General features: G+C 45.3%; 13 protein-coding genes and 1 pseudogene. 10 read left to right on the forward strand and 4 right to left on the reverse strand.

Translation table 11 applies throughout. The features are described from left to right. Positions 1–8: 8 nt before the first annotated feature. Positions 9–833 carry a phosphate ABC transporter substrate-binding protein gene (locus tag J8Z23_RS24090; RefSeq protein WP_005391035.1) on the reverse strand — a complete coding sequence of 275 codons (825 nt, stop codon included), beginning with the start codon at positions 831–833 and terminating at the stop codon, positions 9–11. 266 nt (positions 834–1,099) lie between these two features. On the opposite strand from J8Z23_RS24090, the gene J8Z23_RS24095 reads away from it, so the two are divergent. Beyond that, entirely contained in the window at positions 1,100–1,453 is a 354-nt protein-coding gene (locus J8Z23_RS24095) for a DUF3024 domain-containing protein (protein WP_164665734.1), read from the forward strand. Between the two features lie 40 nt (positions 1,454–1,493). Here J8Z23_RS24095 and J8Z23_RS24100 read toward each other — a convergent pair whose 3' ends face one another. Together J8Z23_RS24100 and rnb are read right to left on the reverse strand one after the other, a co-directional pair. Further along, positions 1,494–2,303 carry an AraC family transcriptional regulator gene (locus J8Z23_RS24100; RefSeq protein ID WP_301659215.1) on the reverse strand — a complete coding sequence of 270 codons (810 nt, stop codon included), beginning with the start codon at positions 2,301–2,303 and terminating at the stop codon, positions 1,494–1,496. Positions 2,304–2,375: 72 nt separating this feature from the next. After that, on the reverse strand, positions 2,376–4,379 hold the full coding sequence (gene rnb, locus J8Z23_RS24105) for an exoribonuclease II (RefSeq protein ID WP_301659214.1): 2,004 nt from the start codon (positions 4,377–4,379) through the stop codon (positions 2,376–2,378). Positions 4,380–4,792: 413 nt separating this feature from the next. Between rnb and J8Z23_RS24110 the strand changes: the two genes are divergently transcribed. After that, a complete protein-coding gene (locus J8Z23_RS24110) occupies positions 4,793–6,727 on the forward strand; it encodes a DEAD/DEAH box helicase (RefSeq protein WP_047009310.1) in 1,935 nt (644 codons plus the stop codon). A gap of 73 nt (positions 6,728–6,800) precedes the next feature. Here J8Z23_RS24110 and J8Z23_RS24115 read toward each other — a convergent pair whose 3' ends face one another. Beyond that, positions 6,801–8,339, reverse strand: a complete 1,539-nt coding sequence (locus J8Z23_RS24115; RefSeq protein ID WP_031780182.1) for a putative bifunctional diguanylate cyclase/phosphodiesterase — start codon at positions 8,337–8,339, stop codon at positions 6,801–6,803. Positions 8,340–8,702: 363 nt separating this feature from the next. Between J8Z23_RS24115 and J8Z23_RS24120 the strand changes: the two genes are divergently transcribed. The 8 genes and pseudogenes from J8Z23_RS24120 (at position 8,703) to J8Z23_RS24155 (ending at position 16,140) form a co-directional block, all read left to right on the forward strand. Further along, a complete protein-coding gene (locus tag J8Z23_RS24120) occupies positions 8,703–9,896 on the forward strand; it encodes an acetate/propionate family kinase (protein WP_104970111.1) in 1,194 nt (397 codons plus the stop codon). A gap of 354 nt (positions 9,897–10,250) precedes the next feature. Beyond that, positions 10,251–11,030, forward strand: a pseudogene (locus J8Z23_RS24125) (PAS domain-containing protein); the annotation flags it as partial. A 129-nt stretch (positions 11,031–11,159) separates the two neighbouring features. Beyond that, positions 11,160–11,564, forward strand: coding sequence for a methyl-accepting chemotaxis protein (locus tag J8Z23_RS24130; RefSeq protein ID WP_434635850.1), 405 nt, complete (start codon positions 11,160–11,162; stop codon positions 11,562–11,564). 290 nt (positions 11,565–11,854) lie between these two features. Next, positions 11,855–12,454, forward strand: a complete 600-nt coding sequence (locus J8Z23_RS24135) for an ABC transporter permease (protein ID WP_012842483.1) — start codon at positions 11,855–11,857, stop codon at positions 12,452–12,454. Positions 12,455–12,481: 27 nt separating this feature from the next. Further along, the gene (locus tag J8Z23_RS24140; protein ID WP_054868206.1) at positions 12,482–13,651 is read left to right on the forward strand and encodes an ABC transporter ATP-binding protein; all 1,170 of its coding nucleotides are present in this window, start codon (positions 12,482–12,484) and stop codon (positions 13,649–13,651) included. Continuing rightward, positions 13,648–14,382, forward strand: a complete 735-nt coding sequence (locus J8Z23_RS24145; RefSeq protein ID WP_006742426.1) for an ABC transporter permease — start codon at positions 13,648–13,650, stop codon at positions 14,380–14,382. The genes J8Z23_RS24140 and J8Z23_RS24145 overlap by 4 nt, the downstream gene beginning before the upstream one ends. Before the next feature lie 35 nt (positions 14,383–14,417). Next, positions 14,418–15,299 (forward strand): glycine betaine ABC transporter substrate-binding protein, encoded by an 882-nt coding sequence (locus J8Z23_RS24150; RefSeq protein ID WP_046873659.1) that lies wholly within the window; start codon positions 14,418–14,420, stop codon positions 15,297–15,299. Positions 15,300–15,303: 4 nt separating this feature from the next. Further along, entirely contained in the window at positions 15,304–16,140 is an 837-nt protein-coding gene (locus J8Z23_RS24155) for a nitrilase-related carbon-nitrogen hydrolase (protein ID WP_243327733.1), read from the forward strand. Positions 16,141–16,152 lie beyond the last annotated feature (12 nt).

Raw genomic sequence — 16,152 nt, forward strand, 5'->3', positions numbered from 1 at the left:
TTTTGGTTTTATTGATTAAAGCTTTTTACTGGAGTGTAACCGTAATCAGCAATCGCTTTTTGTCCTTGTTCTGAACGAAGGAAGGTGACGAATCCTTTACCTGGTTCGCTAATCTTATTGACTTTGTAGAGTACTAGGAATGGCCGCGCCAATTTATATTTGTGATTGCTAATGTTTGCCGAAGTTGGGTCAATACCATCTAATTGAATCGCTTTTATTGAGCGATCTACTGATCCCACAGAAATAAACCCAATTGCACGAGTATTATGGTTCACGATGGTTTTTACCATGCTGTTGCTATTTACAACCAAGTTGTTCGGGCTGATATCTGAGACGAGGCGATCATTTACGATTTTGGTTAGTCCTAGCAGACTTTCAAAACTGTAGCGTGAGCCTGAAGACGCCTCTCTAGTGACAACAGCGATAGGTTGATCTGCACCACCAACCTCTTTCCAATTCTTGATTTTACCTTTGTAGATATCAAACAGTTGTTGTTGAGAAAGGTTTTTTACAGAGTTTGTACGGTTTACAACAACAGCTAGGCCATCATAAGCGATAGGATATACGTTGAGATCTTCACCTTTTTCGCTTTCTGTCAGATAGCGAGAGCTCATCCCAATCTCGGCTACGCCTTTATTAACCATTGTAATACCCGCACTAGAACCAATACCTTGAACTGCAATGTAATCGTCCGGGTGTGTTTTGTTGTATTCCTCTGCAAGTACATCCATTACGCGAGCAACCGAGGTTGACCCAGAGATATTAATTTCTTTTGCAATGGCGGGGAGGGAGACTGCTATGGCCAATAACGTCGCCACAGTAAAACGTAACATATTAAACTCCATATACGGTATAAAGCAGCGTTTATGATATTGCGTTCAGGTTACACTTTTGTGAACTGTCAGGTCTAAACAAAGGAATTCTTTCTAACCAAGAGGTGATGTAGGTAGCGTTTCCAAGCAAAGTGAGATGGTAATCTGAGTAAATGAGAATATAGCCACCTTTTGTTTGAGGTAGGCAGATAATCACCATCGATGGTGGTGTAAAGGTTATATACTAGGATTGACAGCTCTAACTATCATCCATCGGGAGAACGTTGATGTCAGTGTCCCAAATGGCGACAAGTCGTTTATACAAATCAGTTCAATCGCTCTGCTCTGCGCGTAATGCTAACCTGCCTGTCGAGCAGGGTAAGTGCCTATATGAGCCAGTGGAGAATGGTGTCGAGCTTCATAGAGCGCATTTTCTTCTTGATTCACAGCACTGCGAATATACCTCTCCCGTCGCGAAGATCGTGTTTGATGAGGGCAATCAGCTTTGGTATTTCTACGTCCCAACGTACCGCAACGAATTATTAAGGTGGATACCTTATAAGCCACTTCCATACAGTCAAACGCTCGAAGACCTACTCACCGAGTTGGAAAGCGATCCTCAAGCGTGTTTTTGGGAATAGGGAACGCTCCAACTCTAACAGCTGTCAATGTCACCATGATTTATGCTTTGGATTTAACGACTTGGTTTCTAAAGTCTTTCGGCGTCATGTTGTAAACCGATTTAAATGCGGTACTGAAATGCGCTGCACTTTTAAACCCGGATTCAAACGCTATTTCTGTTATAGATTTTTCTGACATGCGCAGCTGGGTTGCGGCGAAGTTGATCCGCTTCACTTTTAATATCTGTGAAAATGAAAGATCCTCTGCGGCGAGGCGGCGTTTTAAGGTCGCAATAGACATGCTCATATGAGCCGCTAAGCCTTCCAGAGTGATATCTTTCTCGATATTGTTCTCAATATACTTGATGGCCTTTTGAGAGTCGCTTAGGCTGCTTGCATCATCTATGATTGATAGGATGTTTGGCTCTACCTCCACCATTAACGACAGCAGTGCCATTGCGATATGACCTTGTGTGTAGTCTGGAGCATTGCGACTCGCTAAGTTGACCAATGTGTCTTTTAGTTGTGCTACTTCGCTGCTGGCTTGCGCTGAAAAAGGATAGAAGCGCCTTTCTTCCGTCTTGGAGCGTAGCATTGGGTGCGCTTTTTTAAAGTCACAGAATAGATTTGGGTTGAAGACTAGAGCCAGTGCTTTAAAGCCATTTTCACTAGGGATGGCTTCTGCGCTGCTCAAATCAGCGGAGTTGTAGAGAGTAAAATCTCCTGCTTTAAGTTCAAATTGTTCACCATTTGGTTGATGAACTAATAGGGCACCTTCTTCAACAACATATAAGCCATTATGTGTTGCGGTGTAACGCTCACTTTTGCGCGCAGTGAAGTAATTAAAGCGAATGATCTCAATGTTCGGCATATTCGTTCTTATCATTTTTACATAACAAATAAAAAAGGCGCTCAATAGAGCGCCTTTTAACTTCATTCGGTATTATTCACTTACAGTCTGTTCTGCTTGTGCTGCTGGTTGTTCAGCAAATACCTGGGTTGGCTTTGCAACTAAACTGCGGTTCTCTTGGTTTACGTCCGCAAGGACAATTTCCAATGTATCACCAAGTTTGTATACGACCTCTTTATCGATAGAGATGGTACCGTTGTCGCCATTGCACTCAATTCTTTCTTTATTATCAAGAATTAGTGCACCAGGAATAAAGGCTGCTGCGCCATTTTCGAGAAGTCGGACACGTGCACCAGCACGATTAATATCGAAAATCTCACCTGTGAAACAAGTTTTCTTGTTCGGCTCATCAGCAAGCGTACGTGCATATAACCAATCTGAGACATTTCGCTCAGCAATTTTATGATGTTTACGGTGCAGAGCTAGTTCTTCACCGACTTGATCATCAGGTTTTTGCACTGGCTCTTTGCCTAGGATGACGGCCTTCAACATGCGATGGTTGATCATATCGCCGTACTTACGAATTGGTGATGTCCAAGTCGCATAGATATCCAGCCCCATAGCGTAATGAGGAAGAGGCTGATTACCTACTTCACTGTAGGCTTGGAACTTACGAATACGATTATCAAGATAAGAGGTTTCTTGCGCAGCCAACCAGCGACGCAATGCAGCAAAGCCTTCTAGAGTAGTAATTGACTCCGCTGTGAATTCCAGTGCACCTTCTGGATTGACAAGTTGAACCACTTCTTCAATCTTCTCAGTCTTAATGCCAGCGTGAGTATTGAAAACACCTGTTTCAAATTTATCGCGCAGTGTACGACCAGCACAGATGTTTGCGGTAATCATTGACTCTTCAACCAAGCGATTTGCACTGCGGCGCATATCTGCATGGATAGCAACCACATCGTTGTCTTCACTCAGCTCAAAACGGTAGTCAGGGCGGTCTGGGAAGACCACTGCGTTTTTCTCACGCCATTCTGCGCGAGCAAGAGAAAAGTCGTAAAGGTCACGAACGATCGTCGCGATCTCTTCAGATGGTTGCCATGCTTCTGAGCTGCCGTTTTCTAGCCAATCAGACACGTGATCGTATGCTAAGCGTGCGTGTGATTTGATGTTTGCTGCGAAGAACTTGATATCGTCGCCAATTACGCCGTCTTTATTTACGGTTACGGTACAGCAAATAGCAGGGCGGATTTCGCCTTCAATCAGAGAGCATAGGTTGTCTGCTAGATCGCGAGGCAGCATTGGAATATTGCGGCCCGGAAGATAAATAGTATAGCCACGCTCACGTGCTACTTTATCCATTTCATCTTCTGGTGTGATGTAGGCGGTTGGATCTGCGATAGCGATAGTCAGTTCGAAATCGCCAGATTCGGTTTTCTTCGCGTACAGCGCATCGTCCATATCTTTGGTTGATTCACCATCGATAGTCACGAAAGGAACGTGTGTAATGTCTACGCGTTCTAGATCGGCGTCGTCTTTTAGTTCCCAGTTCTCGATGCCTGCTGGCTCAGAGTTTGGTAGATCGTTTTGAGCAAGCGTTACCCACCAAGGTGCAATTTTGTCGTTCGCGTCTGTGATTTTTTCAGAAATTTCCACGAAGAAAGAGTTATCGCCTTTTAGAGGGTGGCGAATAAGATGTGCGACAACCCAATCTCCCTCTGCGAACTCGTCAGGTTTGAGACCTTTCTTTAGTTTCGCTTTAAGAGAAAGCTTTTTAAGCTGCGGGTGATCAGGTGCTACGTTTAGCTTGCCTTTGAACATTTTGACTCGACCAATAAAGCGAGTCACGGCTTGTTCTAACAGCTCTTGCGGCTCTGCAACTTCGCGTTCATTTTCTGTGCGGATAATGGCGACGACTTTGTCACCGTGCATGCACTTTTTCATGTACGCAGGTGGGATGAAGAAGCTAGTCTTGCTGTCCACTTCCAAAAAGCCAAAGCCTTTATCTGTGGCTTTTATTGAGCCTTCTTTTTTCGGCAGGTTTTCTTGGATTTGCTGCTTAAGCTGAGCGAGTAGTGGGTTATCTTGAAACATCTTTTCTTAAATTACCTATGGAGTTGGGCACACTATAATCATTGCGAGCTATTATTACTACCTGTGGAGCGCAATTTCGCCGTGAATTTTGCTGATCGAATTGCAGGAAATCGGCTTAAATATTGATGAAAAACTCATCTGCGAGCTGCGCAAATCTACGGGGAATGGTGGGGCTGGTGGAAAAATATGCTAAAAATGCCATTATTGAGAATAAATTGTGATGTAATTCAATTTTTTCTGGCTTTTTTTATGCTTTTAAGGAATAATCCGCCTCCCTTAGTCGTCCCTAATGGCTTATCGCGGTTGTGTACTGTGCTGTATTCCTGTCTGAATGGAATCAGTAACTGGATGAATCAGTATCGAATTGGAAGAGCATATGGGACTGTTTTTTTGTTTAATTAAGTAGGATCCCAATGCAAGATTCTGTTATTCAATTCAGCGATTTATCTCTGAATGATTCTATCCTTTCTGCTCTAGACGGAATGGGTTTCGTGTCACCAACTCCAATTCAGGCTGCGGCAATCCCACACCTGTTGGAAGGTGCTGACGCGCTGGGTAAAGCTCAAACAGGTACAGGTAAAACGGCAGCGTTCTCTCTGCCTCTTCTAAATAAGATCGATCTCAACCAACGTAAACCACAAGCTATCGTTCTTGCGCCAACGCGTGAGTTAGCGATCCAGGTTGCTGCTGAAATGAAAAACCTTGGTAAGAACATCAAGGGTCTTAAAGTTTTAGAGATTTACGGTGGTGCTTCTATCGTAGATCAGATGCGTGCTCTTAAGAGCGGTGCACAAGTTATTGTTGGTACTCCAGGTCGTGTACAAGACCTTATCAACCGTGAACGTCTACACCTAGATGAAGTAAACACGTTTGTACTAGACGAAGCTGACGAAATGCTAAACATGGGTTTCGTTGATGACGTTACTGCGATCATGGAACACGCACCAGAGTCTGCTCAACGCGTTCTATTCTCTGCAACAATGCCTCCGATGCTTAAGAAAATCGTTGAGCGTTTCCTACGTGAACCTGTAATGGTTGACGTTGCTGGTAAGAACCACACTGTAGACAAAGTTCAACAGCAGTTCTGGGTAGTGAAGGGTGTAGAGAAAGATGAAGCGATGTCTCGTCTTCTTGAAACGGAAGAAACTGATGCGTCAATCGTCTTCGTACGTACTCGTCAAGACACTGAGCGTCTAGCTGATTGGCTATCTGCACGTGGCTTTAAAGCGGCCGCTCTGCACGGCGACATTCCTCAGTCTCTACGTGAGCGTACTGTTGATCACATCAAACAAGGTGTTATCGACATCCTAGTTGCAACTGATGTTGTTGCACGTGGTCTTGACGTTCCACGTATTACGCATGTATTCAACTACGACATCCCATTCGATGTTGAGTCTTACATCCACCGTATCGGTCGTACTGGCCGTGCTGGACGTAAAGGTAAAGCGATCCTTCTTGTTCGCACTAACCAAATCCGTATGCTTCGCACCATCGAGCGCGTAACTAAGTCATCTATGGAAGAGATTCAACTTCCTCTACGTGACCAAGTTGCTGAAGCTCGTCTAGCTAAGCTAGGTGCTGAGCTTGAAGCAGAGAAAGAGCACAAAGCTCTAGACAAATTTGCTGAGCTAGTAGAGAAACTACAAACTTCTCTAGAAATCGACCCAGCAACGCTTGCTGCTATGCTTCTTAAGCGCCAGCAAGGTAAACGTCCTCTGTTCTACATTGGCGAAGACCCGATGGTTGAAGCGATTGAGCGTGATAAGCAACGCCGTAAAGAGCGCCGTGAAGGTGGTCGTGACGGCGGTCGTAACTTCAACAACCAAGATTGGGATACTTACCAGCTTCAAGTTGGTCGCGAGCAAGGTGTTCAAGTTAAAGACATCGTTGGTGCTCTAGCGAACGAACTAGGTCTAGGTAAAGGCTCTATCGGTGCGATCAAGCTAGCACAAGGCCACACATTCGTTCAGCTACCAAAAGCAATGACTTCTGAAGCTGCGGGCAAGCTAAGCAAACTACGCATCCGTCAACAAGATGTTGGTGCTGTAGTATGTGATTTCGATGACTTCCGAGAGTCTCGTGGTGGTCGCCGTGACGGTGGTCGTCGCGATGGCGGTCGTCGTGATGGCGGCGGTTACCGTGGCAACCGCGAAGGCGGCAACCGTGGTGGTGATCGTCGTGAAGGCGGTCGTCGCGAAGGTGGCTTCCGTGGTAACCGTGACGGCAACCGCGATGGTAACCGTGAAGGTGGCGAACGTCGCTTCGATCGTAACCGTGGTGGTGATCACCGTGGTAACCACCGTGGTGAGCGTGGTCACGGCCGTGGTCGTCGCACTCAAGAAGCATAATCACGAATCAGTGATTAGAGCAATTGATTAAATTGCCGCAAGAATTGAAAGCCGAGCGAAATGCTCGGCTTTTTTATGCGCGTCGAATACGGCTTTGTTTTTCATCGTGCTCATTTACCCAGGTTATTACTTCGTTTAAGGGTAGGGCTGGGCAGAACAAGTAGCCCTGAATGATGTCGCAGCCACGACTGCGTAAAAAATGCAGTGTATCCATGTCTTGAACGCCTTCTGCGACGACTGAATACCCTAGACCATGCGCTAACGCTATTGTGTTCTCAACGATAGAGCGGGTGCCCTCTGTCCGGCTTGCGGTACAAAGAAATGATCGGTCGATTTTAATTTGATCAACTGGGAGATCTCTCAAAAGCGACAGAGATGAATACCCGGTGCCAAAGTCGTCCAAGCTGATCTTAATACCCAATCCTTTGATTTGGTGAATTAGGGGGTTGAGCTCAACAACTCTATCAATCGCCATCGTTTCAGTAATCTCTAAGCTTATAAGGTCAGCAAATTGAGGGTTTACTTTGAGCAGTGTTTCCAAGCGGTTGAACAATAAATTAGACGAGAGATCTTTTGCAGATAAGTTAACGTGGACAGGAAGCTTGATGTCTTTTTCTATAAAGGTCTGGAGATCTTTTTCAACTTGGTTGAGGACCCACATGGTGATGTTGTGCACTTGATTACTTCGCTCCGCGATGGGGATGAAGTCGTTAGGCGAAATCGTTTTACCATTTTCATCATGCCAACGGATCACGGCTTCAAAGCCGACAGCTAAGTTAGTATGTGCATCAATCAACGGTTGGTAGTATAGCTGGAACTCCTCTTTTTCCAGCGCACATTGAATACGAGAAGAGATTTCGAGCTGGTACTTGGCCCCGACGTTCATGTCCTCATTATAAAATGCAAAGAGATTGCCATTTCGTTTGGCGTGATACATGGCAATGTCTGCGTGCTTTATCAATAGATCATTGGACAGAGCGTCATAAGGGTAGGTACTGACACCGAAAACAACGCGGGAAGAGACTTGAAACTCATCTAAATGGAAGCGATTAGACAGTGCTGAATCTAACTCTTCGATGAGACTTTTGCCTGTTTCCTCGCATGCTGACGAGGTGAGGATGACAAATTCATCGCCACCAACGCGGAAAATTTTGTCACTGCCTTTAAGTTTCTCTTGGAGACGTTGCCCAATTTGAATCAGTAGTTGGTCTCCACAAAAGTGTCCCATAGCATCGTTGACTTGTTTAAAGTTAACGACATCGAAAAGGATCACTGAGAAAGGGTCTCCAGACTGTATTCTATCTTCGATTAACTCAAAGCAGTATTTACGGTTAGGGAGTCCAGTAAGTGCGTCGTGAACGGCATTACGCTTCTCTTTTTCAGCAACGGTATGAAGTTCTAGTATGGAGTCGTTGCTCCATTTGATAACCAGCACCACAAAAATGCTGCCACCGAATAAAATGAGAGAAACTCCGGTTTCCAAGAGGGAAGCGATAGGTTTTTGCATTATAGCGTGTAAAAAAGCGGCATACGCAAAAATGAAACAGCTGATTAACAACAATAGGAAAGTCCACCCGGGTACATCAGTTCTCGAGCAGATGTTTTTTGTCATCTGCCATCCCCAGCAGAGCAAAATCAAACCTAAGATCACTAATAGAAATGCAATAGTGGGCACATTATTACCCCGACTTATTGATTGGTTTATTATTTTTGTTCACCCAATAAACAACGTAGCTCATATCTCTGAATTTGTACAAATTGACCTATTCATAAATTATGTTTAACAAGTCATATTTTTTAGTCTTCAAATAAAATCAAAACTTGCTACAGATCAACAAAATTTGTTCAATCAAATCGCTTTTACTAAAAGATTGTTGAAAGATTAAAAAATTATTGAATAATAGAGGGGCAAACAAGAAGTACGCAGCGCACAAGCGCTATTACAACCTCTGCTCTACAACAGGATAACTATTTCATGTCTAATTCGTTTGTACTGGTGATCAACTCTGGTAGCTCTTCATTAAAATTTGCTGTTATTGATTCTGAAACCGGTGAAGCTTTGGTATCAGGTATTGGTGAGTGTTTTGGCCTACCTGAAGCTGAAATCAGTTGGAAATATCAGGGAGAAAAAACCGTTGAAGCAATTCCTGCTGGCGGTAACCATCATCAGTACGCTGTTGAGCGAGTGGTAAAACTACTCGAGACTTTGGGTTTGAGCTCAAAATTTGTAGCTGTAGGTCACCGCATTGTTGCTGGTGGCGAAACCTTTAAAGGCACAGTAAAAGTCGATGAAAAAGTTATTCAAGAAGTTGAGCGTCTTGCTGAGCTAGCGCCACTTCATAACAAAGCGAATGCAGAAGGTATGCGAGCAGCAATGGCAGCATTCCCTTCACTGCCTCAATTCGCGGTGTTTGATACGGCTTTCCACCAAACAATGCCTGCAAAAGCGTTTATGTACGCGCTTCCTTACGAGCTTTACGAAGAGCATAAAGTGCGTCGTTATGGTGCTCACGGCACAAGCCACTACTACGTAAGCCGTGAAGCAGCGAAAATGCTAGATAAGCCGGTTGAAGAAAGCAGCTTTATCACCGTGCACTTAGGTAACGGTGCATCAGTGAGTGCGGTTAAAAATGGCGAATGTGTTGATACAAGTATGGGTTTGACGCCGTTAGCTGGCCTAATGATGGGTACTCGTTGTGGTGACCTCGACCCAAGTGTTATCGAGTTCCTTTTCCGTAAAGGTTGGGAAAAAGACGAAGTGTTCGAGATGATGAACAAGAAGTCAGGCTTCTTAGGTGTATCCGGTGTAACAAGTGACGCACGTGGTGTACTAGAAGCCATGGAAGCGGGTAACACACGTGCGAAGTTGGCATTTGAAATCTTCACTTACCGTGTTGCGAAATACATTACTTCTTACCTAGCTGCTCTGGATTCATTAGACGGCATCATCTTCACTGGTGGTATTGGTGAAAACTCACTACCAATTCGTCGTGAAATCTTGAAAAACCTGAAACTGCTAGGTTTTGTTGAAGATGAGAAAGGTAACGAAGATGCAAGATTTGGCAACGCAGGTGTTATTGCAACATCTGAGTTGCTCGGTGCGAAAGCACTAGTTATTCCTACCAATGAAGAGTGGGTAATCGCTCAACAGTCGGTGGAACTGCTGTAAAACGGCAAAAATTTTGGGAACTAAGTCAAAGCCCTTTCCTTTATGGAAAGGGCTTTTTTTGATCCAAATACATCCTTTCTCCATACAACTATCCGCATTAATACGGATCTCTAATAGCTGCCAATTGTCTTGATATTGATAAATATATAAACAACTTGGGCGGTGAAGAAATTTCAGTATACTGCGCTTAAGTCATACCAAAGAAAAATAGCCTTATGTCATGTAGGTGTCTCAGCTCGGAGACAGGAATTGCGTTTGAAGAACGATCAAACGAAATCGTATCTTTGCAGGCTATTGGGCATATAAATAATAAACCGTTGACTAGTTCGAAGATTAGTCAAATGAGAGAAAGTTATGTTTTTTAATAAGTCGCTTCAGCAAGAAAACCAACGATTAAAGCAGGATCTGCAACGCTTGCAGCAAATCCAACACAGTTTAGATGAAGAAATGCTTCGCTTAACGCTGGATAAGAAAGGTTGCATTACCTCTGTAAATACAAAACTTCAGCAACAACTTTTTTTCACTGATGCGGATATTTTAGCGAAACCGATTACCGAGCTGGTTCCATCAAATTCGCGTAATACAGAGCACTTTCATCGAATGAAGAGAGCCGTTCAAGACAAAGTATTTTGGAATGGCGCGATGCAAGTACTTAAAGGCAACGGCGAAGAAGCGTGGTTACGAACGGTTATCCAGCCTGTTTTAAACGAACATCAAGAAGTCGAAAGCTTTTTTGTGTTTGCTTCTGAGCTTACGCGAACGATCAAAGCATCGCGTGAGCAAGAGGACATGCTGAATGCATTGAGCCGTTCTATGGCGGTTATTGAGTTCACGTTAGATGGTAATGTATTAAAGGCCAATGATAATTTCCTTAGTACGATGGGTTATACACTGGATCAAATTAAAGGGAAGCATCATCGTATGTTCTGCGATCAGGAAGAGGCTGGTTCTGAAGCTTATCGCGAGTTCTGGCAACGTTTGGCAAAAGGACAGTTTGCTTCAGACCGATTTAAGCGAGTTAACCGTTACGGTGAAGAGGTATGGTTAGAAGCCTCCTATAACCCTATCCATAACGATAGAGGAGAGCTCTACAAGGTCGTCAAGTTCGCGACTGACATCACCCAGCAGGTGATGCAAGAGCAGCAAATGGCTCAGGCTGCGCAATTGGCTAATGAAGTTTCTCAAGAGACCGGAACACAAACACTGCAAGGTCAGCAAGTGATAGGTTCGACGCTAGAAAAGGTGCAAACACTGTCTGACCAAATGCAGCAAGCGAATAAGGCCATTGACGAGCTCAAAGCGCACTCATCACGCATTAGTGAACTGGTTAATAGCATCAGTGGTATTGCTGACCAAACTAACTTACTGGCGTTAAATGCGGCGATAGAAGCAGCTCGCGCGGGTGAGCATGGTAGAGGCTTTGCCGTTGTTGCTGACGAGGTCAGACAGCTTGCCACAAGAACCAATGCGACCACTGATGAAATTGTCACAATGGTAACTGAAAACTTAGAGCGAACCGATAATGCTGTCCAACTGATCGCCAAATGTCAAAAAGAAGCACTAGATACGCTAGAGCTTTCAGAAAAAGCGGGGAATGTGATGAACGAAATACAAGATGGCGCTAGCCGTGTCGTAGAGGCTGTGGAGCAATTTAACCGCTCATTGTAGTTGGTTCTTCATGCTATCAATGGCTTTTTTCAGTTCCGATATAATCAACTTGTTTACTACTGCTGCTCATCGCCAATAAAGCGCTTTTTTTGGTGATGAGAAAGCCAATTATTTCCCTCCTTAATATTTCGTATTTCTATCTTAACGTGTCGCTATTTTACAACACTGTTAATAAAAAGTAGCGTAATTTAATCTCCTGTTAACTTGGTTGCGAATCACAGTTGGGGGAGACCTACTTGGACTTACTAAATTTCACCATAGATAACTTAGCGCTGCTAGGTACGCTTACCATGGAGCACATCTCTTTGGTCGCTCTGGCTGTTGGGCTTGCCATCCTAACTGGCGTACCTATCGGCATTCTTATCACACAAAATGAGCGCGTTGCGAAAGTGGTGCTTTACGTAGCGTCCATCATTATCACCATTCCTTCAATCGCACTGTTTGGTTTGATGATTCCTCTCTTATCGACCATTGGTCATGGGATTGGCTACGTGCCCGCCGTGATTACCGTACTGCTTTATTCTCAGCTGCCTATTATTCGCAACACTTATACCGCGATTCACAACGTAGAACCGTCACTCCGAGAGGCAGCTCGCGGCATCGGGATGACGCCTTTTCAGCGTTTGAAAATGGTGGAAATTCCATTGGCGATTCCGGTGATTATGGCGGGTGTGAGAACGGCAGTAGTAATGAATATTGGCGTTATGGCGATCGCCGCGTATATCGGAGCAGGAGGGTTGGGCGTGTTTATCAGCCGTGGCATATCGCAAAGTGATCCTCGACAACTGATCGTTGGTGCCATCGCCGTCAGCCTTCTGGCTATCATCGCGGATTACGGATTGATTCGACTACAAAAAAGATTAACGCCACCGGGCCTAACCGCTGCTTGATAAAGGACAAATAATAGGGACATTCAAATGATCAAAATTGATAAGCTAACCAAAATTTTTGAAACGCCTAATGGCCCGGTGACTGCCGCAGATCACATTGAGATGGAAGTTCCCAGTGGTGAAATTTGTGTGTTACTTGGCCCATCCGGTTGTGGCAAAACTACCACGCTGAAAATGGTCAACCGAATTATTCCCGCGACATCGGGCAAGATCTATCTTGGCGGTGAAGATACTTCTGGGATGGATACGGTCACTCTGCGCCGCAACATTGGCTATGTTATTCAGCAAATTGGCTTATTTCCCAACATGACGATCGGCGAAAACATCGCGGTGGTTCCCAAGTTATTAGGATGGGATAAGGCAAGGTACATGACGCGTGCAAAAGAGCTATTGGAGATGGTGGCTCTTGATCCTAGTGTCTTCCTTAATCGTTATCCAAATGAGTTGTCTGGCGGACAGCAGCAACGAATTGGTGTTGCCCGAGCTCTAGCTGCGGATCCTCCCGTCATGCTGATGGATGAACCTTTTGGTGCGATTGACCCGATCAACCGTGAAGTAATCCAGGATGAGTTCCTTAAAATGCAGCAAGAGCTCAACAAGACCATCATGTTTGTCAGTCATGACATTGATGAAGCGGTCAAAATGGCCGATAGAATTGCGATTTTCCGTGATGGTCACCTGGTTCAGTACGATACGCCTGACGATTTGCTCGCACACCCGAAAGATGATTTCGTGAAAAACTTTGTCGGAGATGATCGCGCACTTAAACGTCTTCGCTTAGTGACGGCTGAATCCGTCATGCAGACCACTTTTGCGTACGTGAAACCTAACGATACGCTTGCCGACGCCCTAACCAAAATTGACGCGTATGGGTATCGCGACGCCGTGATATTAGTGAATGACCAACACCAACCTATCGGTTATGTGCCAAAAGCTACCGCAATCAATATGAAGGGGTACTGCGGCGAACATTATGTCGGCCTGAAAACAATCGCCCGAACCACGGATGATCTGCGTAAAGTCGCATCGAAGATGTTCACGCACGACATTGTTTGGATGCCGTGTGTTGACGAGAATGGCCGCTTAGTGGGCGAAGTCACACAGCGCGGCATTACCCATTATCTCGGTGCAACTTATCAGCGCGATACCTCTCCTAGTCAGCCGCAGCAATTGCATCAGGCTAAGGAGGCATCGTGACCAATCAGCTTAAACAAACCTACTATTTCGTTTTATTGGCGTGTGTCTTTGCGTTGGGTATTTATTTACAAGGCGCGGGTACGATCGATGATTTTCTTTACTACCAAGAAGACATTGTTTATTTGACGGTTCAGCATATTGAACTGGTGCTGCTGTCTGGTGGATTGGCGATCCTAATCGCGATTCCCGTCGGCGTATTGCTCAGCCGTCCTCGTTTTCAGAAAGTCGCAGAATCGGCGATGCAGGTTTTGAATGTGGGGACCACGATTCCTACTTTAGCCATTCTCGCGCTGGCAATGAGCTTTCTTGGCATTGGCACCGTGCCTGCGGTATTTGGGCTGACGATTGCCTCGTTGTTGCCGATTGTCAGAAACACCTACATTGGACTGAAAGAAGTGCCCGCTCATTTAAAAGAAGCGGCGTCAGGCATTGGTATGACCGAGTTACAAATGTTGTTTCAGGTTGAAATTCCTAATGCGCTGTTCGTCATTTTTGCCGGTATCCGCACGGCGTTAGCTGTCAACGTGGGCACCGTTCCACTGGCCTTCTTAATTGGTGGCGGTGGGTTAGGGGAGCTCATTTTTACCGGTATTGATCTGGATGAACCCATCATGATGCTGGCAGGCGCTATTCCTACAGCGATGCTGGCTATCGCTATCGACAGTGTGGTAGGAGCCGTTTCTTATGTCACTGTACCTAAAGGCTGTAACCCTATTAGAGCTAGACAATAACAATCCTAAAAATTGAACACAGACAGGAGTCAAACATGTTGAAGCAAATTACTCGCCGCTTGCTGGCCGTTGGTGTACTGCTTTCAAGTTTTCACGCATCTGCGGAAATCGTCGTAGGTGGTAAAAACTTTACAGAACAACAGCTTTTAACGGAAATCACGTCTCAATATTTAACCAAAAAAGGCTACGACGTTGATAAACGTTCGGGCATGGGCAGTGCGGTTTTGCGTAAAGCGCAAGAAAACGGCCAGATTGATCTTTATTGGGAATACACGGGCACATCACTGATCATTTACAACAAAGTCAAAGACAAGCTCCCAGCAGAGCAAGTGTATCAACGCGTTAAGGAACTCGATGCGAAGAAAGGCCTAGTTTGGCTTAACCCTTCAAAAGCGAACAACACCTACGCGCTCGCTATGCGCAGTGACGATGCGAAACAACGTGGCATTTCAACCTTATCCGACTTCGCCGAGCAAATGCGCCAAGACCCGCCAATGACCATTGCTTTGAATGCGGAATTCTATGCACGAAAAGATGGCTTCCGACCTTTACAGAAAACCTACAAATTCAAAGCGTCACGAGACCAAGTGAAACGCATGGATACGGGGTTAACTTATGATGCGCTAAAAGGGAAAGAAGTCGATGCTGCGCTCGTATTTGCAACAGATGGTCGTATCAAAGCATTTGGTTTTACCGTTTTAACGGATGACAAACAGTTCTTCCCTGATTACGCGATCACACCTGTGGTTCGCCAAGAAACGCTAGATGCGAACCCAGAGCTTGCCGAGCAAATGAACGCGCTTTCTGCGGCGATCGATGGCGATACGATGTCGACTTTGAATCAACAAGTTGATGTGGAGCGACGTTCGATCTCAGAAGTCGCAAGCCAGTTCCTATCTGAGCATAACTTGGGGTAATACCATGACTATCCTGCAAGTCAGTGTGGCCCAAATCAACGCCCAGTTAGGCGATGTGAATGCCAATCTGAATACTCATCAGGATTACATAAAGCAAGCAGCGGCCTTGGGGTCGCAGCTATTGCTGTTTCCTGAACTCTCCTTGACCGGATACCAGCTCCAATCCTCTGTGCGTGAAGTCGCCATGAAGCGTGATGATGCTCGGCTTAAAGAGCTGGCGCAACTTGCACCGCACATGTCCGTGATTGTCGGCTTTGTTGAACAGGCTGCTCCGGGAGAGTACTACAACGCGATGGCTTGGTTGCTCGGTGGTACGGTGGTTGCTGTGCATCGCAAAATCAATTTACCAACCTATGGTGGGCTTGAAGAGGGCAAGTGGTTTCATTCTGGTGACGCAACCACCAGCGTTTCTCTTGATGATAATTGGCGAGGCTCGGTTTTAATTTGTGCCGATTTATGGAATCCACCTTTGGTTCATTGCGCGCTACTCGATAAGCCTGAAATCTTGCTCGCGCCGATCAATTCGGCCAGCAGTATTGTCAGTAAAGATTTTTCCAATGAAGACAACTGGTTAGTTAACGTTAAATTTTATGCGGTGCTCTACGGAACTCCAGTTTTGATGGCCAACCGTTACGGGCCAGAGGGCGAAGCGTGGTTTTGGGGAGGAAGCTGTATTTTGTCTGCAACGGGTGAGCTCTTGGCGCAGGCAGAAGACAGTGAAACCTTGATAACTGCAACCTTGTCATTGGACGATATTGACAAAGCCAGATTCGAGCTGCCTACCATGCGAGACAGCAATACACCATTGATCACAACGCTATTGTCGAAGGCAAAACGCTAAAACTGGAGCAGT

The sequence above is a fragment of the Vibrio sp. SCSIO 43086 genome (assembly GCF_051132235.1).
Taxonomy (GTDB): domain Bacteria; phylum Pseudomonadota; class Gammaproteobacteria; order Enterobacterales; family Vibrionaceae; genus Vibrio; species Vibrio diabolicus.